The sequence below is a fragment of the Salmonella sp. 32082101201600294FB01SM01 genome, from assembly GCF_017572865.1.
In the GTDB taxonomy this organism is placed as follows: Bacteria; Pseudomonadota; Gammaproteobacteria; order Enterobacterales; family Enterobacteriaceae; genus Salmonella; species Salmonella enterica.
Genome location: NZ_JAGESB010000001.1, coordinates 1,009,861 through 1,029,144 on the forward strand (window position 1 = coordinate 1,009,861; position 19,284 = coordinate 1,029,144).

At 50.4% G+C, this 19,284-nt stretch carries 18 protein-coding genes and 1 pseudogene; 11 read left to right on the forward strand and 8 right to left on the reverse strand.

Going from position 1 to position 19,284, the window contains the following annotated elements; translation table 11 throughout:
- Positions 1 to 65 precede the first annotated feature (65 nt).
- The 5 genes from chbC to chbG all read left to right on the forward strand — a co-directional run bounded on the left by chbC (position 66) and on the right by chbG (position 4,926).
- Positions 66 to 1,424 (forward strand): PTS N,N'-diacetylchitobiose transporter subunit IIC, encoded by a 1,359-nt coding sequence (gene chbC / locus J4645_RS04885; protein WP_000073063.1) that lies wholly within the window; start codon positions 66 to 68, stop codon positions 1,422 to 1,424.
- Between the two features lie 50 nt (positions 1,425 to 1,474).
- Complete coding sequence (chbA, locus tag J4645_RS04890; protein ID WP_000459883.1) at positions 1,475 to 1,822, forward strand: PTS N,N'-diacetylchitobiose transporter subunit IIA; 348 nt, start codon at positions 1,475 to 1,477, stop codon at positions 1,820 to 1,822.
- A gap of 10 nt (positions 1,823 to 1,832) precedes the next feature.
- Positions 1,833 to 2,675 carry a transcriptional regulator ChbR gene (gene chbR, locus J4645_RS04895; RefSeq protein ID WP_000983393.1) on the forward strand — a complete coding sequence of 281 codons (843 nt, stop codon included), beginning with the start codon at positions 1,833 to 1,835 and terminating at the stop codon, positions 2,673 to 2,675.
- Positions 2,676 to 2,799: 124 nt separating this feature from the next.
- On the forward strand, positions 2,800 to 4,155 hold the full coding sequence (locus J4645_RS04900; protein ID WP_000078772.1) for a 6-phospho-beta-glucosidase: 1,356 nt from the start codon (positions 2,800 to 2,802) through the stop codon (positions 4,153 to 4,155).
- A 12-nt stretch (positions 4,156 to 4,167) separates the two neighbouring features.
- A complete protein-coding gene (gene chbG / locus J4645_RS04905) occupies positions 4,168 to 4,926 on the forward strand; it encodes a chitin disaccharide deacetylase (protein ID WP_000442743.1) in 759 nt (252 codons plus the stop codon).
- Positions 4,927 to 4,969: 43 nt separating this feature from the next.
- On the opposite strand, the gene katE is transcribed toward chbG, so the two are convergent.
- Positions 4,970 to 7,222: a catalase HPII gene (katE, locus tag J4645_RS04910; protein WP_000019097.1), complete on the reverse strand. Its 2,253-nt coding sequence runs from the start codon at positions 7,220 to 7,222 to the stop codon at positions 4,970 to 4,972.
- Positions 7,223 to 7,438: 216 nt separating this feature from the next.
- Here katE and cedA point away from each other — a divergent pair, with 216 nt between their 5' ends.
- The gene (gene cedA, locus J4645_RS04915; protein WP_000977510.1) at positions 7,439 to 7,681 is read left to right on the forward strand and encodes a cell division activator CedA; all 243 of its coding nucleotides are present in this window, start codon (positions 7,439 to 7,441) and stop codon (positions 7,679 to 7,681) included.
- Between the two features lie 101 nt (positions 7,682 to 7,782).
- Here cedA and tcyP read toward each other — a convergent pair whose 3' ends face one another.
- From tcyP to hxpB, 3 genes are all read right to left on the reverse strand, one after another.
- Positions 7,783 to 9,174, reverse strand: coding sequence for a cystine/sulfocysteine:cation symporter (gene tcyP / locus J4645_RS04920; RefSeq protein WP_001010662.1), 1,392 nt, complete (start codon positions 9,172 to 9,174; stop codon positions 7,783 to 7,785).
- A gap of 136 nt (positions 9,175 to 9,310) precedes the next feature.
- Positions 9,311 to 9,910 carry a metal-dependent hydrolase gene (locus J4645_RS04925; protein ID WP_000505804.1) on the reverse strand — a complete coding sequence of 200 codons (600 nt, stop codon included), beginning with the start codon at positions 9,908 to 9,910 and terminating at the stop codon, positions 9,311 to 9,313.
- Positions 9,911 to 10,047: 137 nt separating this feature from the next.
- On the reverse strand, positions 10,048 to 10,716 hold the full coding sequence (gene hxpB, locus J4645_RS04930) for a hexitol phosphatase HxpB (RefSeq protein ID WP_000106857.1): 669 nt from the start codon (positions 10,714 to 10,716) through the stop codon (positions 10,048 to 10,050).
- A 148-nt stretch (positions 10,717 to 10,864) separates the two neighbouring features.
- Here hxpB and J4645_RS04935 point away from each other — a divergent pair, with 148 nt between their 5' ends.
- A complete protein-coding gene (locus J4645_RS04935; protein WP_000222158.1) occupies positions 10,865 to 11,401 on the forward strand; it encodes a YniB family protein in 537 nt (178 codons plus the stop codon).
- 42 nt (positions 11,402 to 11,443) lie between these two features.
- Here J4645_RS04935 and J4645_RS04940 read toward each other — a convergent pair whose 3' ends face one another.
- The 3 genes from J4645_RS04940 to pfkB all read right to left on the reverse strand — a co-directional run bounded on the left by J4645_RS04940 (position 11,444) and on the right by pfkB (position 13,730).
- The gene (locus J4645_RS04940) at positions 11,444 to 12,304 is read right to left on the reverse strand and encodes a fructosamine kinase family protein (protein WP_000267686.1); all 861 of its coding nucleotides are present in this window, start codon (positions 12,302 to 12,304) and stop codon (positions 11,444 to 11,446) included.
- A gap of 106 nt (positions 12,305 to 12,410) precedes the next feature.
- Positions 12,411 to 12,701, reverse strand: coding sequence for a type V toxin-antitoxin system endoribonuclease antitoxin GhoS (ghoS, locus tag J4645_RS04945; protein WP_000146133.1), 291 nt, complete (start codon positions 12,699 to 12,701; stop codon positions 12,411 to 12,413).
- Between the two features lie 96 nt (positions 12,702 to 12,797).
- Entirely contained in the window at positions 12,798 to 13,730 is a 933-nt protein-coding gene (pfkB, locus tag J4645_RS04950; RefSeq protein ID WP_000251707.1) for a 6-phosphofructokinase II, read from the reverse strand.
- A 288-nt stretch (positions 13,731 to 14,018) separates the two neighbouring features.
- Between pfkB and J4645_RS04955 the strand changes: the two genes are divergently transcribed.
- Positions 14,019 to 14,777, forward strand: a complete 759-nt coding sequence (locus J4645_RS04955; RefSeq protein WP_000770981.1) for a YdiY family protein — start codon at positions 14,019 to 14,021, stop codon at positions 14,775 to 14,777.
- Positions 14,778 to 14,825: 48 nt separating this feature from the next.
- Here the strand turns inward: J4645_RS04955 and J4645_RS04960 are convergent, their stop codons facing one another.
- On the reverse strand, positions 14,826 to 15,785 hold the full coding sequence (locus J4645_RS04960) for a lipid A deacylase LpxR family protein (RefSeq protein ID WP_001046435.1): 960 nt from the start codon (positions 15,783 to 15,785) through the stop codon (positions 14,826 to 14,828).
- 142 nt (positions 15,786 to 15,927) lie between these two features.
- Between J4645_RS04960 and J4645_RS04965 the strand changes: the two are divergent.
- From J4645_RS04965 to thrS, 3 genes and pseudogenes are all read left to right on the forward strand, one after another.
- Positions 15,928 to 16,242 (forward strand): annotated as a pseudogene (locus J4645_RS04965) (hypothetical protein).
- On the forward strand, positions 16,239 to 17,093 hold the full coding sequence (locus J4645_RS04970; protein WP_001044092.1) for a DNA/RNA non-specific endonuclease: 855 nt from the start codon (positions 16,239 to 16,241) through the stop codon (positions 17,091 to 17,093). Before J4645_RS04965 ends, J4645_RS04970 begins: the two are co-directional and overlap by 4 nt.
- 259 nt (positions 17,094 to 17,352) lie before the next feature.
- Entirely contained in the window at positions 17,353 to 19,281 is a 1,929-nt protein-coding gene (gene thrS, locus J4645_RS04975; RefSeq protein WP_001144226.1) for a threonine--tRNA ligase, read from the forward strand.
- Positions 19,282 to 19,284 lie beyond the last annotated feature (3 nt).

Consider the following 19,284-nt stretch of genomic DNA (forward strand, 5'->3'; position numbering starts at 1 on the left):
CCGTCAAAGAGTTATTTCATACACTAACCGCAATATTTTATTGCGGTATTTAAGGGTATTTTTCTATGAGTAACGTCATTGCTTCACTTGAAAAGGTACTCCTTCCTTTTGCTGTAAAAATAGGAAAGCAGCCACACGTTAATGCAATCAAGAACGGCTTTATTCGTTTAATGCCATTAACCCTTGCGGGGGCGATGTTTGTATTAATTAATAACGTTTTCCTGAGCTTTGGGGAGGGGTCGTTTTTTTATTCCATGGGCATTCGGCTTGATGCCTCAACCATTGAAACACTTAATGGATTGAAAGGCATCGGCGGGAACGTCTATAACGGCACATTGGGCATTATGTCGCTCATGGCGCCATTTTTTATCGGTATGGCGCTGGCGGAAGAGCGCAAGGTTGATGCGCTGGCCGCCGGACTGCTCTCCGTGGCGGCATTTATGACCGTAACGCCGTATAGTGTCGGCGAGGCCTATGCCGTAGGCGCTAACTGGCTGGGCGGCGCGAATATTATCTCCGGTATTATTATTGGCCTGGTGGTCGCGGAGATGTTTACATTTATTGTCCGGCGCAACTGGGTGATTAAACTACCGGACAGCGTACCGGCTTCGGTGTCTCGTTCATTCTCAGCATTAATTCCCGGCTTTATTATTCTCTCTATTATGGGGATTATTGCCTGGGCGCTGTCTAATTACGGTTCTAACTTCCATCAGATTATTATGGACACTATCTCTACGCCGCTGGCATCGCTGGGTAGCGTGGTAGGGTGGGCATATGTCATTTTTGTACCGCTGCTATGGTTCTTTGGTATTCATGGTTCGCTGGCGCTGACCGCGCTGGACAGCGGCATCATGACGCCCTGGGCGCTGGAAAACATCTCTATTTACCAGCAGTATGGCTCCGTCGATGCGGCACTGGAAGCCGGTAAAACGTTCCATATCTGGGCGAAACCGATGCTGGATTCTTATATCTTCCTCGGTGGTAGCGGCGCAACGCTGGGTCTGATCATCGCTATCTTCCTGGCATCCCGTCGCGCGGACTATCGCCAGGTGGCAAAACTGGCGCTGCCGTCAGGTATCTTCCAGATTAACGAACCCATCCTGTTTGGCCTGCCGATTATTATGAACCCGGTGATGTTTATCCCCTTCATTCTGGTTCAGCCGATTCTGGCGGCGATTACGCTGGTGGCTTACTATTTGGGTATTATTCCGCCGATTACCAATATTGCGCCGTGGACCATGCCAACCGGGTTGGGGGCGTTCTTTAACACCAACGGCAGTGTCGCCGCGTTGCTGGTTGCGCTATTTAACCTGGCGGTCGCTACCCTGATTTATCTCCCCTTCGTGGTGGTGGCTAACAAAGCGCAGAACGCCATCGAGCAGGAAGAAAGCGAAGAAGATATCGCTAACGCACTGAAATTCTAAACTCCGCGCCGGCATGGGATGCCATGCCGGGCTGAATCAGAGGAAAGACTATGTTTGATCTTGAAAATGTTGTAGATAACCAGACAGCGGCTGAGGAACTCGAAGAAGTCGTTATGGGGCTTATCATCAATTCTGGTCAGGCGCGCAGCCTGGCATATGGCGCGCTCAGAAAAGCGAAAGAAGGCGATTTTGAGGCGGCGAAAGCGATGATGGATCAGTCGCGCATAGCGCTCAATGAAGCGCATCTTGTGCAGACAAAACTCATCGAAGGCGATCAGGGCGAAGGCAAAATGAAAGTCAGTCTGGTCCTGGTTCACGCTCAGGATCATTTGATGACCTCAATGCTGGCTCGTGAACTGATCGCTGAGTTGATTGAGCTCCATGAGAAACTGAAATAACAGGGGGCGGATGATGCAGCTACAGGTTAACGCAACGGAAATCAAAACGGTTTATGAGCAGCAGCTCTTCAATGGCAAAAATTTCCATGTGTTTATCTATAACAAGACGGAAAGCGTCACCGGGCTGCATCAGCACGACTACTATGAATTTACCCTGGTATTAACCGGACGTTATTACCAGGAGATCAACGGGAAGCGTGTGCTGCTGGAACGTGGAGATTTTGTTTTTATCCCGGTGGGGTCGAACCACCAAAGTTTCTATGAGTTTGGCGCAACGCGTATTCTGAACGTAGGAATTAGTAAACGTTTTTTTGAACAGCATTATCTTCCGTTACTGCCGTTTTGTTTTGTGGCATCGCAGGTATACAGGGCGAATAGCACCTTCCTTACCTATATTGAAACGGTGATTGCGTCGTTGAACTTTCGCGGTAATGGGCTCGACGAATTTATTGAAGTGGTGACATTTTATATTATAAACCGCTTACGTCATTACCGCGAAGAGCAGGTTTATGATGATATTCCACAATGGCTGAAAGCAACCGTGGAGATAATGCATGATAAAACGCAGTTTGGCGAACATGCGCTGGAAAATATGGTGCGCCTGTCGGCAAAATCCCAGGAGTATCTGACGCGCGCCACCCGACGTTATTACAGCAAAACGCCGATGCAAATCATTAATGAGATTCGCATTAATTTTGCCAAGAAACAGTTGGAAATGACCAACTATTCGGTTACGGATATTGCTTATGAAGCCGGGTATAGCAGTCCAAGTCTGTTTATTAAAACGTTTAAGAAGATGACCTCATTCACGCCGAATAGTTATCGGAAGCGATTGACGGAAATTAATGAGTAACGGTTTGCATTGCTCGATTAATTACATTTCACGCTTGCCCCAATAGCGCGGGGAACGTCACGCTATTTCTTACGAGCGGGCATAGCGTAATACATATCAGTGTCATACACTGAAGGGAGATATTATGAGCCAGAAATTAAAAGTCGTCACTATTGGTGGCGGGAGCAGCTACACCCCTGAATTACTTGAAGGCTTTATTAAACGCTACCATGAATTACCTGTCACTGAATTATGGCTGGTTGACGTTGAAGACGGGAAAGAGAAGCTGGACATTATTTATGATCTCTGCCAGCGAATGATTGATAAAGCAGGCGTTCCGCTAAAATTGTATAAAACGCTGGATCGTCGGGAAGCGCTGAAAGATGCTAATTTTGTTACTACCCAGCTGCGCGTTGGTCAACTCAAAGCCCGTGAACTGGACGAGCGTATCCCGCTTAGCCACGGCTATCTGGGGCAAGAAACCAACGGCGCTGGTGGTTTATTTAAAGGGTTGCGCACCATTCCGGTTATTTTTGACATCATTAAGGATGTTGAGGAATTATGTCCGAATGCGTGGGTCATTAACTTTACTAATCCGGCGGGGATGGTGACGGAAGCGGTTTATCGCCATACCAACTTTAAAAAATTCATCGGCGTATGTAATATTCCTGTCGGCATGAAAATGTTTATTCATGACGTGCTGGCGCTGAATGAGAATGACGATCTTTCCATTGACCTGTTTGGTCTAAACCATATGGTCTTTATTAAAGATGTGCTGGTGAATGGCACCTCACGGTTCGCAGAATTACTGGATGGCGTGGCGTCCGGTCAGTTGAAAGCGTCAACCGTAAAAAATATCTTTGATCTGCCGTTTAGTGAAGGATTGATTCGCTCGCTGAACATGCTGCCGTGCTCTTATTTGTTGTATTACTTCAAGCAAAAAGAGATGCTGGCGATTGAAATGGGCGAATATTACAAAGGCGGCGCGCGCGCTCAGGTCGTACAGAAAGTGGAGAAACAACTCTTCGACTTGTACAAAAATCCTGAGCTAAACGTGAAGCCGAAAGAGCTTGAACAACGCGGCGGCGCTTATTATTCCGATGCCGCTTGTGAAGTCATTAACGCTATTTATAATGACAAGCAGACTGAGCATTACGTTAATATTCCACATCATGGGCATGTCGAGAATATCCCGGCGGACTGGGCGGTGGAAATGACCTGCATTCTGGGACGCAATGGCGCGACGCCGCACCCGCGTATCACACGTTTTGACGAAAAAGTGCTGGGGCTTATCCACACTATTAAAGGATTTGAGGTCGCGGCCAGCAATGCGGCGCTGAGCGGAAACTTTAATGATGTGCTGCTGGCGCTTAACCTGAGTCCGCTGGTGCATTCCGACCGCGACGCAGAAGTCCTGGCGCGTGAGCTCATTCTGGCGCATGAAAAATGGCTGCCTAATTTTGCCGCTTGCATCGAAGCGCTTAAAGGTAAGCACCACTGACAGAGGTAGGCTATGGAACGCGTGTTGATTGTGAATGCCGATGATTTTGGCCTGAGTAAAGGGCAAAATTACGGCATTGTTGAAGCATATCGCAACGGCGTTGTGACCTCCACGACGGCGCTGGTCAATGGCGAGGCTATTGGCCATGCGGCGCAGCTTAGCCGCGAGCTGCCTGCGCTTGGGGTGGGAATGCATTTTGTTTTGACGTTAGGCAAACCGGTGTCAGAGATGCCGGGCCTGACGCGAGACGGCCTGTTGGGGAAATGGATCTGGCAAATGGCGGAGGAGGATACGCTTCCGCTGGATGAAATTGCGCATGAGCTGGCGTGTCAGTATCAGCGTTTCATCGACGTATTTGGCCGCGAGCCAACGCATCTCGACAGTCACCATCATGTGCATATGTTCCCGCAAATTTTCCCCATCGTCGCCCGCTTTGCGGCGCAGCGCGGGATTGCGTTACGTATTGACCGCCAGACGGTGTTGAACGCAGACGATCTGCCGTCGGATTTGCGCAGTACTCAAGGATTTAGTAGTGAATTTTACGGCGAGGAGATCACCGAAGCGTGCTTTTTACGCATTCTGGATGCCTCGGCGCATCGAGGAGAGGCCTCTCTGGAGGTGATGTGTCATCCGGCGTTTGTGGACAACATTATTCGCCAGAGCGCCTATTGTTACCCCCGCTTAACTGAACTGGAGGTGTTGACGTCTGCGTCACTCAAGGCAGCGATTGCGGAACGTGGATATCGTCCTGGCAGTTTTCTTGATATTTAGCTCCTGAGTTTGCGGCGCAAGAATGCGCCGCATTTTTTGCCGTTTATGCAGGAATCGCGTTAATTTTCCCCGCACGCGACCAGACACGGTGTGCCGCCATCAACGTCAATAGAGTGTCCATAAAGTGGTGGTCAACGTTATCTGCCTCAACAAGTCCTTCTTCCCCCTGGCTATCAATGTTTAAAAGCGCCTTAAACCGTCGGGCGTCGCCTGCCAGTGCGATGGGCTTCAGATGTTTGTAGGCTTCCAGAAGGTAGTAACGGGCATCGCCACAACTCTCGATATCGGCAATATTGCCGCACGGTACTATTACCGCATCGACTGTTAGCGACGGCGCGCCGGCAAAGGTTGCCGCAATAGTTAATGTTGAACCGTCATCAGCCGTTACTTCACCCATCCGTGAATAGAGCAGTTTTGCGTGGACGCCTTTAGCTTTTAAAGCCTGCAAAATGGTCAGCAGATCGGCGGCGTTAACCTTGTCGTTCAGCAGGATAGCGACCACGCGGCCTTTAACATCGCCGTCTGGCACCGCATACAGGCTGAGCGCCGGATCTTTTTTCAGACCGTTGACATCAGGAGGCGGGGCAATTTGCGTTTGCTCATGGGTGAGTGCAAAACCGAGATTATGCGCGACGCCCTGAGCCAGCGTGACATCAATATGCGCTAACTGATCGACCACCCGCTCCCGAATATACGCGCGGGCGACTTTACCCAGTTCAAAGCTGAACGCGTCAATAATATGCTGCTGTTCTATCGGCGTCTGACTGAGCCAGAACAGGCGAGGATGCGCGTAATATTCACCGAAAGAGGGGCTGCGTTCGCGGATTTTATTGCCATCCACGCGTTCCTGGTATGATTCGAAGCCGCCGCGTTTTGGCGCTGGCGGCGTTTCGCGCGGCCAGTTGTCATTAATGGAGTTCGGTTCATAGTTCGCCGGATTGGTGTCGATATCCATCCGGTGCATACCGTCACGCTGGAAGTTATGGTAGGGGCAGGTAGGGCGGTTAATCGGAATTTCGTGGAAGTTTGGCCCGCCCAGACGGCTGATTTGCGTGTCGGTATAAGAGAACAGACGCCCCTGTAACAGCGGATCGTTGGTAAAATCAATGCCGGGAACAATATGCCCTGGATGAAATGCCGCCTGTTCGTTTTCAGCGAAAAAGTTATCCGGATTACGGTTTAACACCATTTTGCCGACGCGTTGTACTGGCACCAACTCTTCCGGAATCAGTTTGGTCGGATCGAGCAGATCAAAATCGAATTTAAATTCATCCTCTTCGGCAATGAGTTGTAGGCCCAGCTCGTATTCCGGGAAATCGCCCGCTTCGATGGCCTCCCACAGATCCCGGCGGTGAAAATCCGGATCGCGACCGGTCAGTTTTTGTGACTCATCCCACACCAGCGAGGCTTTACCTGCCAACGGTTTCCAGTGGAAACGGACAAAGGTCGCTTTCCCTTGTGCATTGATCAGACGGAAGGTGTGAATGCCGAACCCTTCCATCGTCCGATAACTCCGTGGAATACCGCGATCCGACATTGCCCACATGACGTTGTGCAGCGTCTCAGGCTGTAAGGAAACATAGTCCCAGAAGGTGTCGTGCGCGCTCTGTCCTTGCGGAATAGCCCAATGAGGTTCGGGCTTAACGGCGTGCACAAAATCCGGAAACTTATGCGCATCCTGGATAAAAAAGATCGGCGTGTTATTACCGACGAGATCGAAAATTCCCTCTTCGGTATAAAATTTGGTCGCAAAACCGCGGATATCACGTACGGTATCAGCAGACCCCGCGCCGCCCTGTACTGTCGAAAAGCGAACAAAGACCGGGGTAATTTTCTGTGGATCGCACAGAAACGCGGCTTTCGTGATGTCGCTCAGATCCTTATATGGCTGAAAATAGCCGTGCGCTGCAGATCCGCGGGCGTGAACGATCCTCTCCGGGATACGCTCATGGTCAAAGTGGGTAATTTTCTCGCGCAGGATAAAATCTTCCAACAGCGTAGGGCCGCGGCTGCCGGCGCGAAGAGAATTTTGATCGTCGGCGATGCGCACGCCCTGATTGGTGGTCAGCGCATAATTTTCGCTGCCTTTACGAAAGGCGTCGAGGGCGGTGAGCTTATCATTCGCGGTCTCGGGCGCTTTTAAGCTGCCGGGGGCCGTTGGTTGTGCGCCCGGCGGCGTCGGTTCTGGCGTGGGGCGATGTGAACCGTCTGACGGCGCCAGGGAGTCCAGGCCGGGCTGTGATTCACGGGTATCATGCACGGGGGACTGATGGGGGGATTTCTCATTATGCGACATTGAACTCGTCTCCTGCTTTCATCACTGAAATGGGCGTGGTAGTAGTCAAAATCACTCTAACTATAGAACATTTCAGCAATTATGCCGGGGGAGAGCGGAACGGCAGACAGGGTATAACGGGGAAATCGCACGCGCGGAACAGGACGTCGGGGGCGAAGATCGGCTAAAATAGTGTTTTTCTGATTTTTAGCCTTAGCCTCTTTTAGTGAAGCATTAATGATGAAACCTCTTCGCCAGCAAAATCGCCAGATTATTAGCTATATTCCGCGTGTTGAACCCGCGCCGCCGGAACATGCGATAAAAATGGATACGTTTCGCGACGTCTGGATACTGCGCGGTAAATATGTTGCCTTTGTTCTGACGGGGGAGTCATTTCAACGGTCGCCCGCCTTTAGCGTGCCAGAATCGGCGCAACGTTGGGCGAATCAGGTTCGCCAGGAAAACGAAATCGCTGACTAAGAAAAAACAAAACGCCGGTACTGGAGACCGGCGTTTTTAGTGACAGACATTTTGAGTTGTTGATCGTCGTGTCTCAGACGATGTGAACTCCCGATAATGTATTATCGATGCGCCAGTTCGGCGTCTTCTTCGCTATCGAGAATGGTTTTATCGGTCTGCTTCAGCCACTGGCTGGTCAGCGTACCCGCGGTCATTGAGCCACTCACGTTCAGTGCGGTACGGCCCATATCAATCAACGGTTCGACGGAGATTAACAGCGCGACCAGCGTGACCGGTAAGCCCATGGCAGGCAGCACAATCAGCGCGGCGAAGGTCGCGCCGCCGCCAACGCCGGCAACACCCGCCGAACTTACGGTAACGATACCCACCAGCGTGGCTATCCATACGGGGTCTAAGGGGTTGATGCCGACCGTCGGCGCAACCATTACCGCCAACATCGCAGGATAAAGACCGGCGCAACCGTTTTGGCCGATGGTCGCGCCAAAAGAGGCCGCAAAGCTGGCGATGGACTCCGGCACGCCCAGGCGGCGGGTTTGCGCTTCCACATTAAGTGGAATGGAGGCGGCGCTGGAGCGGCTGGTAAAGGCAAATGTCAGCACCGGCCACACCTTGCGGAAATATTTCAGCGGGCTAATCCCGTTCACGCCCAATAGTATGCCGTGAACCACAAACATTATCGCCAGACCAAGATATGACGCTACCACGAAGCTTCCAAGCTTAATAATGTCCTGCAGATTGGAGCCGGCAACCACTTTCGTCATCAGCGCCAGTACGCCATAAGGCGTAAGTTGCATCACCAGACGCACCAGCTTCATCACCCAGCTTTGCAGGGTATCGATAGCAACAAGCACACGCTCGCCTTTTGGCGCATCATCTTTCAGCAGTTTAAGCGCGGCCACGCCCAGGAATGCGGCGAAAATCACCACGCTGATAATAGACGTAGGATTTGCACCAGTCAGATCCGCAAACGGATTTTTCGGTACAAAAGACAGCACCAGTTGCGGCACGCTGAGATCGGCCACTTTGCCGACATAGCTCGTCTCAATGGCATTCAGACGCGCGGTTTCCGCGCCGCCCTGAACCAGACCTTCCGCCGTCAGTCCGAACAGATTGGTAACCAGCACGCCTACCAGCGCTGCGATAAGGGTAGTAAACAGCAGCGTGCCGATAGTCAGAAAACTGATTTTCCCCAATTGAGAGGCGTTATGCAGTCGTGCCACGGCGCTTAAAATAGAGGCGAATACCAGCGGCATCACAATCATTTGTAGCAATTGCACATAGCCGTTGCCGACAATATTGAACCACTGAATGGAGTCTTTTAACACCTGACTGTCAGCGCCATAAATGGTGTGCAGGGCCAGACCAAAGACCACGCCCATCACAAGGCCGACAAGCACTTTTTTAGCCAGACTCCACTGTTTATGACGGGCCTGCGCCAGTACAAACAGCAGAATGACGAACACCGCAATGTTCGCAATTAATGGAAAATTCATCCCCGTTCTCCTGATTTTTTTATTATGAAGCGCTGTGTTTTAGCGATTCTGTTCGCGCAAGATTAGCAGAACTGTGAGCTGGCTCTTATATTCAAATGGAATGGTTTATACCAAAAATGACTTTGGCGTTGATTTACTAATCAATCTGGTGATTTATAAAACGATTGAACTGCATTTGCAGGATAGTGATCATCTGCGAAGACCAGCGTATGACGTTGTTTTCCGGCATGGACTGCGGCATCCACACCGCCCAGGCAAACAACGCCATACATAAAAATCGCTCCAGTTGATTGCCTTTGCGCGGCGCCAGAATAGGCAGGCGGAAACGCCAGCGGCACGGCCACAGTAAGGGAACGCCTGCGGGGGTGAGCATATCCGCGACGATATGGCTTAAATAGCCGAGTACCATGCCTTGCAGCGCATCCGCCGGGATAATCCACGTATCCGGAACCTTGAGATAAAAGGTCGCCAGTAGGGCAAAGACCGCCAGCAGACTATGGGTAAACCCCCGGTGACCGAACGCGCGGGCGATCGGTTTCGATACCCATTTCAGGCGCTGACCAAGAAAAGATTTGGGGTGGTCGATATCCGGCAGCAGACAGGTCAAAATAGCCGAAGGAATAATATGCCACCAGTCGCCGTGCGCAAGGACGGGCGTTAACTCGGCATTCTTGGCGAAAACCGCGCTGGCTATAGAAAAAAGAAGATGTCCTTCCGCCGTCATGATAAAACCCATTAAACTGTCAATTCATACAGTATAGGGTTTTTATACAGTAGGCGGAAGTGGTGACGTTGTAACTCTTTGTCTCTGTCAAAGCCGCTTGCCGTCTGGCTCAGCGGCTAATTGCCCGTTGACTTTGTTTCGGAAACATCTTAACCGAGTAGATGCGCCGCCGTCAGCTCTGTCAGTGAGTTAAGTTTGACATTCGCCAGCGCAAAGCGCGGATCATGCTGGTTTTCTTCTGCTGGCACCACAATGGCGCGCATTCGCGCCGCCTTTGCCGCGATTAGACCATTCACCGAATCCTCCAGCGCCACGCAGGTTAATGGACCAACGCCTAATTTGGCCGCACAATCCAGATAGACCTGCGGATGCGGTTTGCTGTAGGGCAATTTTTCCGCAGAGGCCAGCGCGTCAAAACTGTCGCGCAGCTCAAACATGGTGAGCACTTTTTCCAGCATATGCAGCGGCGATGCCGAGGCAAGCCCCACTAATAGCCCCTGCGCTTTACACAGCGCCACGGCCTCGCGCACACCCGGTAAAAGAGGGCGCGTCTCTTCGATAAGCGTAATCGCGCGGGCAATGACACGGTTTGTCACTTCCTGGCGATCGGGGCCGCTCCACGGTTGCTGCGCAAACCAGAGATCGACAACCATATCAATGCGTAGCCCAAGCGTGTCTGGTAACTCATGGCGCCGAGTAATATCTACGCCTAAACTTGCCATCACGTCCAGTTCAGCGCGATCCCAGAGCGGTTCGGAATCGATCAGTAGTCCATCCATATCGAAAATTGCAGCAAGAATTTGACGTGGGGTTGACATCACAACCTCTCCTGTTGAGATTAAAAAATAACGAATTAAGCGTTCATTATGACCATGTTCTTAGTATATCGCCCTTAAAGATCAGGCGAAAACGGGAATCAACAGGTAGACTTAGGCCAAAACGACGCGTCTTTATCAAGGGGAACTCATGACGTATCAACAAGCTGGACGCATTGCAATCCTAAAAAGAGTTGTTGGGTGGGTTATTTTTATTCCGGCACTGCTTTCCACGCTCATCTCAGTCCTTAAATTTATGTATGCGCACAGTGAAAAGCAGGAGGGGATAAATGCGGTAATGCTGGATTTTACCCACGTAATGATAGACATGATGCGCGTGAATACGCCGTTTCTGAATGTTTTTTGGTACAACTCGCCGACGCCGAATTTTCAGGGAAGCCTGAATATCGGTTTCTGGCTCATTTTTATTCTGATTTTTGTCGGGCTGGCGATGCAGGATTCCGGCGCCAGAATGAGCCGCCAGTCACGTTTTTTGCGTGAAGGCGTGGAAGATCAGTTGATTCTGGAAAAAGCAAAAGGCGCGGAAGGGCTAACGCGTGAGCAGATAGAGTCACGTATCGTGGTGCCGCACCATACCATCTTTTTACAGTTTTTCCCGCTCTATATTTTGCCGGTCATTATTATCGTGCTCGGCTACTTTTTCTTTTCCTTGTTAGGCTTCATGTAAACTGAAAAATGCCGGATAGCCCGTATCCGGCATGGGCTGTACCTATACCGCAAGCAGCCGATCCATCGCTTTTTGCGCAGTAGCCAGGTGCTGACCGCCAAACAGCCTTGCCCGATTAAGCAGGGTGTAGAGCTGGTAAATCGGCTGCCTGTCGAGAAAATCCAGCGGTAGCGGCGAAACGGACTGATAGCCATCATAAATCTGCGGTGGCTGATCGGTATGCAGCGGCAGCATCGCCAGATCGCATTCTCTGTCGCCCCAATAGCAGGCTGGATCGAAGATATAGGGGCCGTCAGGGCCAAGCGCGCAGTTCGCCGACCATAGATCGCCATGCAAAAGAGAAGGCTGCGGTTGATGCGACGCCAGACGTTGCTGAACATGTTCAACAATGGCGTCAATATTACCAAAAGTAATGCCTTTTTCCGCGGCGAGTTCAAGCTGCCAGCCAATGCGCTGTTCGGCGAAAAAAGTCGACCAACGGCGTTGCCAGGTATTCGGCTGCGGCGTGGTAGAGAGCGCGTTGTCAAAATCGAGACCGAATTGAGGTTGATCGCTCCATTGGTGCAGACGCGCCAGCTGTTGCCCAAGAATAAACGCATTATGAGCATCCAGCGGGCGGGGCGAGAGGTAGTCCATGACTAAAAAGCTGTAATCCCGATCCGAACCTACCGCCCATACCTTAGGCACAACAACGGTTTTACTGCGGGAGAGCAGCTCCAGCTGATCGGCTTCAGCGGTAAAACCGCGAAGCATTTCTCGTTCATCGCACTTCACGAAAAAATCATGGCCTGCATAACGTAAATGCCATGCGGCATGAACTTCTCCGCCAGGCAGTTCATTACGCAGTTCGATTTCGCCTTCACCGACTTGCTCGCTTAAAAGACGACTGATAGCTTGCCACATAATGTCTCTCCCCACGTTGTCTGCTAGATCATAAGGTTAGCGCAAAAATGCGGTTAAAAAATACGAACTAACGCACATCGCGGACGCGCCGCGGCGGGAATGGCACTTATTGTGCGTTTTTACTCCACGCCTCCCAGGTCGCCACGGTAATGTCGACATCCTTATCTAACGCGCTTTTCGCAAGTCCGGCGACAAGCGCTTTGATTTCATCAGCGCTCTGAGCGCTAACAAAGCCAAACGTATTGGTGCCGAGCTCATGCACATTCCCTTCATCGTCCGTTAATGTCAGCAAAAAACCGCTGCGCGTCAGATGATTATTGAGTTCGTTAATCTCGGTCAGGGAATCTTCATGGAAGGTTACGGTAATAACATAACGGGTAATATCGCCACTGGCCATCGTTCACCTTGTTGGGAGCAACTGTGTTTTTAGCAGCGGCGGATGCGCCGCCCGTTAACCGATTTTCCGGTTTCCCCCTCGGCGAGGGGGAAACGATTATTGCGCGGAAAGATAGGCGTATATTTTTTGGGTATCGTCACGAGAACACAGACGCGTACCTTGATTGAGCGTAGCAGCGCTGCCTGCCGCCACACCGAAGCGCACCATCTCTTCCAGCGACGCGTCTTGCGCCAGTTTTAACGTCATCGCGCCTACCATACTGTCGCCTGCGCCAACAGTACTTTGACTTTTCACCGGGGGAGGAACAACCTGGATGCAATTCTCACTGTCTATGCCCAGTGCCCCTTGCGGCCCCAGAGAGACCACTACCCGGCGAGCCTTGCCGCTTTGCACTAATTCCTGGGCCGCTTTACGCACATCATCAGGTTGCGTCAGATCGCGATTAACCAACGCGCTCAATTCTTTCAGGTTAGGTTTCACCAGTTCGATATCGCCAAGCGCCAGCGCGGCGGTGAGCGCGTCGCCAGAGCTATCAATAATGCAGCGAATGCCTTGCTTCTGCGCGGCGGAAATCAGTTGCGTGAGTTTCTCGACCTTAACGCCGGGCGGAAGGCTGCCGCTGATAACCAGAATTGCCCCGGATTCAATTTCCAGTACCTGTTCTTCAAGCTGGCGAAATTCGTCATCGTCCAGCGTGGCGCCGGGCATAACAAAACGATACTGTTCGCCGCTGGACTCGACGTGGACGTGCAGGTTCTGACGCGTCCAGTCCTTCGCATCGACGGTAGACACGGGGACATTTTCGTCAGCCAGTAGTGCGACCAGATGTTCGCCGGTAGCGCCGCCAGCCGGGAAAATTGCGGTCGCGGTGCCGCCAAGATGCGCAATGGCGCGAGCGACATTAATACCCCCGCCACCGGGTTCGAATACCGGCGCGGAGCACCGCAGTTTACCTTCGGGATAAATTTGCGGCGTGATTGTTGCGCTATCGAGAGAGGGCGCAAGCGTCAACGTATAGATACGTACCATCGTTACCTCCTGTTAGGCTGATTTCAGTCTGGCACTTAATCCCCGGAAAGTGAAGGAATTAACAACATGATTTTCCGGATCTTTATTTAAAGAAGTACGATGTAAAGTTATATAAATAAATGAATGCTTCGGGAGGGTTCTTATTCAAAAAATGAAATAGTAATTGATTGCTATGTTATTCGGGGCTTCTTATAATTCGCTACCTTTCCAGGGGCGTTTGTCATTGATCCCTATGAAAGTTTCCGGGACCGTCGTGGTCTCTTTTTTAGTTGTACGGACTCTATATAAATGAAGCTTTTGAAGGCAGTACCCGCTGTAGTTATGCTGGCGGGTGGCGTGTTCGCGTCTCTGTATGCCGCCGCCGATGATTCCGTTTTTACTGTCATGGATGATCCCTCCACCGCGAAAAAACCTTTTGAAGGTAATCTGAATGCGGGCTACCTTGCTCAGTCAGGCAATACTAAAAGTTCTTCCTTAACGGCTGACACGGCGATGACCTGGTATGGACAACGTACCGCCTGGTCATTATGGGGCAATGCCAGCAATACCTCCTCTAATGATGAACGCTCTTCAGAAAAATATGCGGTAGGCGCGCGTAACCGTTTTAATATGACGGATTATGATTATACCTTTGGCCAGGCCAGTTGGCTGACAGACCGTTTCAACGGTTATCGTCAGCGCGACGTACTGACCGCCGGTTACGGGCGGCAGTTCCTTAATGGTCCAGTGCACAGCTTCCGTTTTGAATTCGGTCCAGGGGTTCGCTATGACGAACATACGGACGATACCACTGAAACGCAGCCGTTGGGTTATGCTTCCGGCAGCTATGCCTGGCAGTTAACTGACAATGCTAAGTTTACACAGGGGGTGTCAGTATTTGGCGCAGAAGACACCACACTAAATTCGGAAACAGCCCTCAATGTCGCCATTAACGAACATTTTGGTCTAAAGGTGGGGTATAATTTAACGTGGAACTCGCAGCCGCCTGAATCAGCGCCTGAACATACCGATCGCCGCACTACGGTAACGCTGGGCTATAAGATGTAATATTGTACCGGGTTACATTACGTAACCCGGTTATTCCGTGGTGACGCCTCAGAAGAAGAAGGTGATGTCGCCGTTGATATAAGAATAGTCGTCTCCGGTGCGAAATTCCGACGTGACTTTGTTTAAAGAAAGAGAAAATGCGACGGGAGAATAGCCGATGGTGGCACCGACGCGATATTCATCCACGGTTTTATTAATATCCACCGTTTCCATTTTTGTTTGCAGCGTTTTCCCCTGTAACGTGTAGTTTTTATCAACTTCCCTGCGCTCAACGCCAGCAAATACCTTATAGATCAATCTCTCTTTTTGAGTGTGTATTAACCCTCGGCGGGACAGTAACCCAAACCCATTATCAGAGTTGAAGGTCTTATCATTTCCCAGCGCAACGGTTGCGCCGTACCCTAAATACTGGAAGAGATTGCCGCCGACAGCAGAGACTTCTGGATAGAAGCCCACATTGACGCCCAGAATATCAATAGCTGGCGTAAGGGACACCATTCCTTTGGCCGTATAACCATAACGGTTTTCAATTTGATCCTGCCAGGCAGGGTATTTTTCTGCGCCTATTATTCGATGCGCCCGATTCTGAACCTCCTGACCACCTGCGTCAGGACCAATAACGCCGATATCGGTACCTAAACGATAACGTAACCAATTGGTGGCTAATGAATTCCACTCCAGTCCGGTATGAAGAAAGGCGCTGAACGCGCGGTCGCCTTTGACGGCTTCAGGCTTTCTCTTGTTAGCGCCTGATGGAGAATAAATATCTTGCGCGATATGAAAAGAGAGTTGACTGGCGTCAGTGAGATCGTGGCTGTAGCCTAAAAAGAGCCCGGCAGTATAATCACCCCGGTCTGCAGCCTTGTGCCCATAAAGGGCATTTAAGGATGGTTGAAATATACCTGCATCATCATTCGCCACTGAAATAGCAAGGCTACTGGCATTGGCCATTGTGGTCGTACTGAGTATGGCGGCAATCATCGTTGCGCAATAGCTGTATTTGTTCACTTTTTACCCCTGAATATGAAAGTGAATACTCTTATTTTTACAAAGTAATAAGCACAGCAGCATGATGCGCAGTGCTTATTAAACCTTTAAATATAACTAAACTCCTGCCAGCAGCGAGTCATTGAGAGGATACGTTGCCTTAATGTTGAAAAATGGTGTTGAAAAAAATGCGTCAGATATTATTGAATATCCATTTTTCATTCGCTATCTGAGTGCGAGAAATTATTGGCTTCACGATTATGCATATAATACGATGTTTTTTGGTATCAACATGAATATCACGTTGTATTCTTTTGAGCTCATTTTCTATGATGACTTCGATGTTTATCTGTTATTAATTTTTACCGTGATAGTGTTGTCTTTAATGATGAGAGTATCTAACGGCTGGTAGGGTAATATAACCAAATTATTACTATCTGAATTATTAGGGCAGTTATTATTAAGGAAGCAAAAGTGAATAAGACCATTAATCTGCTAAAATTACTGCCCGTAGTATTATTAAGCGCATGTACTACATCGTATCCTCCCCAGGATACAACATCGGCACCCGAGTTACCCCATCGTAACGTACTCGTTCAACAACCTGATAACTGTAGCGTTGGCTGTCCTCAAGGAGGAAGTCAACAAACAATCTATCGCCATGTCTATACGCTCAATAATAATAGCGCCACGAAATTTGCCAACTGGGTTGCCTATAGCGTGACAAAAACCAGCCAGGCAAGCGGTCGCCCGCGGAACTGGGCGCAGGACCCCGATTTACCGCCCTCGGATACGTTGGCCCCTTCCGCCTATAAAAATGCCCATACGCTATTAAAAGTCGATAGGGGACACCAGGCGCCGTTGGCAGGATTGGGCGGCGTATCGGACTGGCCGTCGTTAAATTATTTATCGAATATTACGCCGCAGAAATCCGCCCTGAATCAGGGAGCATGGGCTGCACTGGAAAACCGGGTGCGCGAACTTGCCAAACAGGCTGATGTATCTGTAGTGCACGTAGTGACCGGCCCCCTTTTTGAGCGGCATATCGCCACATTGCCAGAAGATGCGACGGTAGAAATTCCCAGCGGGTACTGGAAGGTTTTATTCACCGGAACGGCGCCGTCAAAAAGTGAAGGAAATTACGCTGCGTTTATTATGGATCAGAATACGCCCCGTTCGGCGAATTTTTGCGACTATCAGGTTACCGTGGACGCTATCGAACATAAAACGAAGCCAGTGCTGACGCTGTGGTCTGCCTTGCCTGAAGCGGTAGCCAGCGAGGTGAAAACAACAAAGGGGAGTCTGGCGCAGAAGTTAGGTTGTCGATGAGAAGCGCTATACGGCGCGTAGAAAGATAACGGAGAAATCCTGTCAAGGGTCTTGATTTGCTACAGAGTGATGCCATCTCCCTTTTTTTAGTGTTACCATCGTCATGCCGGACGAAAATAGCGATTTTCGTCTGTGTCGAAGGTTGTGCGCCAATTTAGCAATGGTTGGCTAGATGGATACACAACTCACTGTCAATAAATTCATTTTCTCTTTGTATGTGATCTTGCGTATGGGTCACCACTGCAAATAAGGATATAACATGCCTGTTATTACTCTTCCTGATGGCAGCCAACGCCATTATGACCACCCTGTAAGCCCGATGGATGTTGCTCTGGACATTGGTCCTGGCCTGGCGAAAGCCACCATTGCGGGCCGTGTGAATGGCGAGCTGGTTGATGCTTCCGATCTGATTGAAAATGATGCGACGCTTTCCATCATCACCGCAAAAGATGAAGAGGGTCTGGAGATCATTCGTCACTCTTGCGCGCATCTGTTAGGTCACGCTATCAAGCAACTTTGGCCGCACACGAAAATGGCGATCGGCCCGGTTGTCGACAACGGTTTTTACTATGACGTTGATCTTGACCGCACGCTAACTCAGGAAGATGTCGAAGCGCTCGAAAAGCGGATGCATGAGCTCGCCGAGAAAAATTACGACGTTATCAAGAAGAAAGTCAGCTGGCACGAAGCGCGTGAAACCTTCGTGAAGCGTGGTGAAAGCTACAAAGTTTCCATTCTTGATGAAAACATTGCCCATGATGATAAGCCAGGCTTGTACCATCATGAAGAATATGTCGACATGTGTCGTGGTCCGCACGTGCCGAATATGCGTTTCTGCCATCACTTTAAACTGATGAAAACTGCTGGCGCATACTGGCGCGGTGACAGCAATAATAAGATGTTGCAGCGTATTTACGGTACGGCATGGGCAGATAAAAAAGCCCTGAACGCTTATCTGCAGCGCCTGGAAGAGGCCGCAAAACGCGACCACCGTAAAATTGGTAAGCAGCTCGACCTGTATCATATGCAGGAAGAAGCGCCGGGCATGGTGTTCTGGCATAACGACGGCTGGACTATCTTCCGCGAGCTGGAGGTCTTTGTTCGTTCTAAACTCAAAGAGTACCAGTATCAAGAAGTTAAAGGCCCGTTCATGATGGACCGTGTGCTGTGGGAAAAAACCGGGCACTGGGACAACTATAAAGATGCGATGTTCACCACATCCTCAGAAAACCGCGAATATTGCATCAAGCCGATGAACTGCCCGGGCCACGTTCAGATCTTTAACCAGGGTCTGAAATCCTATCGTGATTTGCCGCTGCGTATGGCGGAATTCGGTAGCTGCCACCGTAACGAGCCATCAGGCGCGCTGCATGGTCTGATGCGCGTACGCGGCTTTACGCAGGATGATGCGCATATCTTCTGCACCGAAGAGCAGATCCGCGATGAAGTTAACGCTTGTATTCGTATGGTCTACGATATGTACAGCACCTTTGGCTTCGAGAAGATCGTCGTCAAGCTTTCCACTCGTCCTGACAAGCGTATCGGCAGCGATGAGATGTGGGATCGTGCTGAGGCGGATCTGGCGGTTGCGCTGGAAGAAAATAATATCCCGTTTGAGTATCAACTGGGTGAAGGCGCATTCTACGGTCCGAAAATTGAATTTACCTTATATGACTGCCTCGATCGTGCATGGCAGTGCGGTACAGTACAGCTGGACTTCTCCTTACCGTCTCGTCTGAGCGCCTCCTATGTAGGCGAAGACAACGAGCGTAAGGTGCCGGTAATGATTCACCGTGCGATTCTTGGGTCGATGGAACGCTTCATCGGTATTCTGACCGAAGAGTTCGCTGGTTTCTTCCCGACATGGCTCGCGCCTGTTCAGGTAGTCGTGATGAATATTACCGATTCGCAGTCTGAATACGTTAACGAATTGACGCAGAAACTACAAAATGCGGGCATTCGTGTAAAAGCAGACTTGAGAAATGAGAAGATTGGCTTTAAAATCCGCGAGCACACTTTACGTCGTGTCCCTTATATGTTGGTCTGTGGTGATAAAGAGGTGGAAGCAGGCAAAGTTGCCGTTCGCACCCGCCGCGGTAAAGACCTGGGCAGTCTGGACGTAAATGACGTGATTGAGAAGCTGCAACAAGAGATTCGCAGCCGCAGTCTTCAACAACTGGAGGAATAAAGT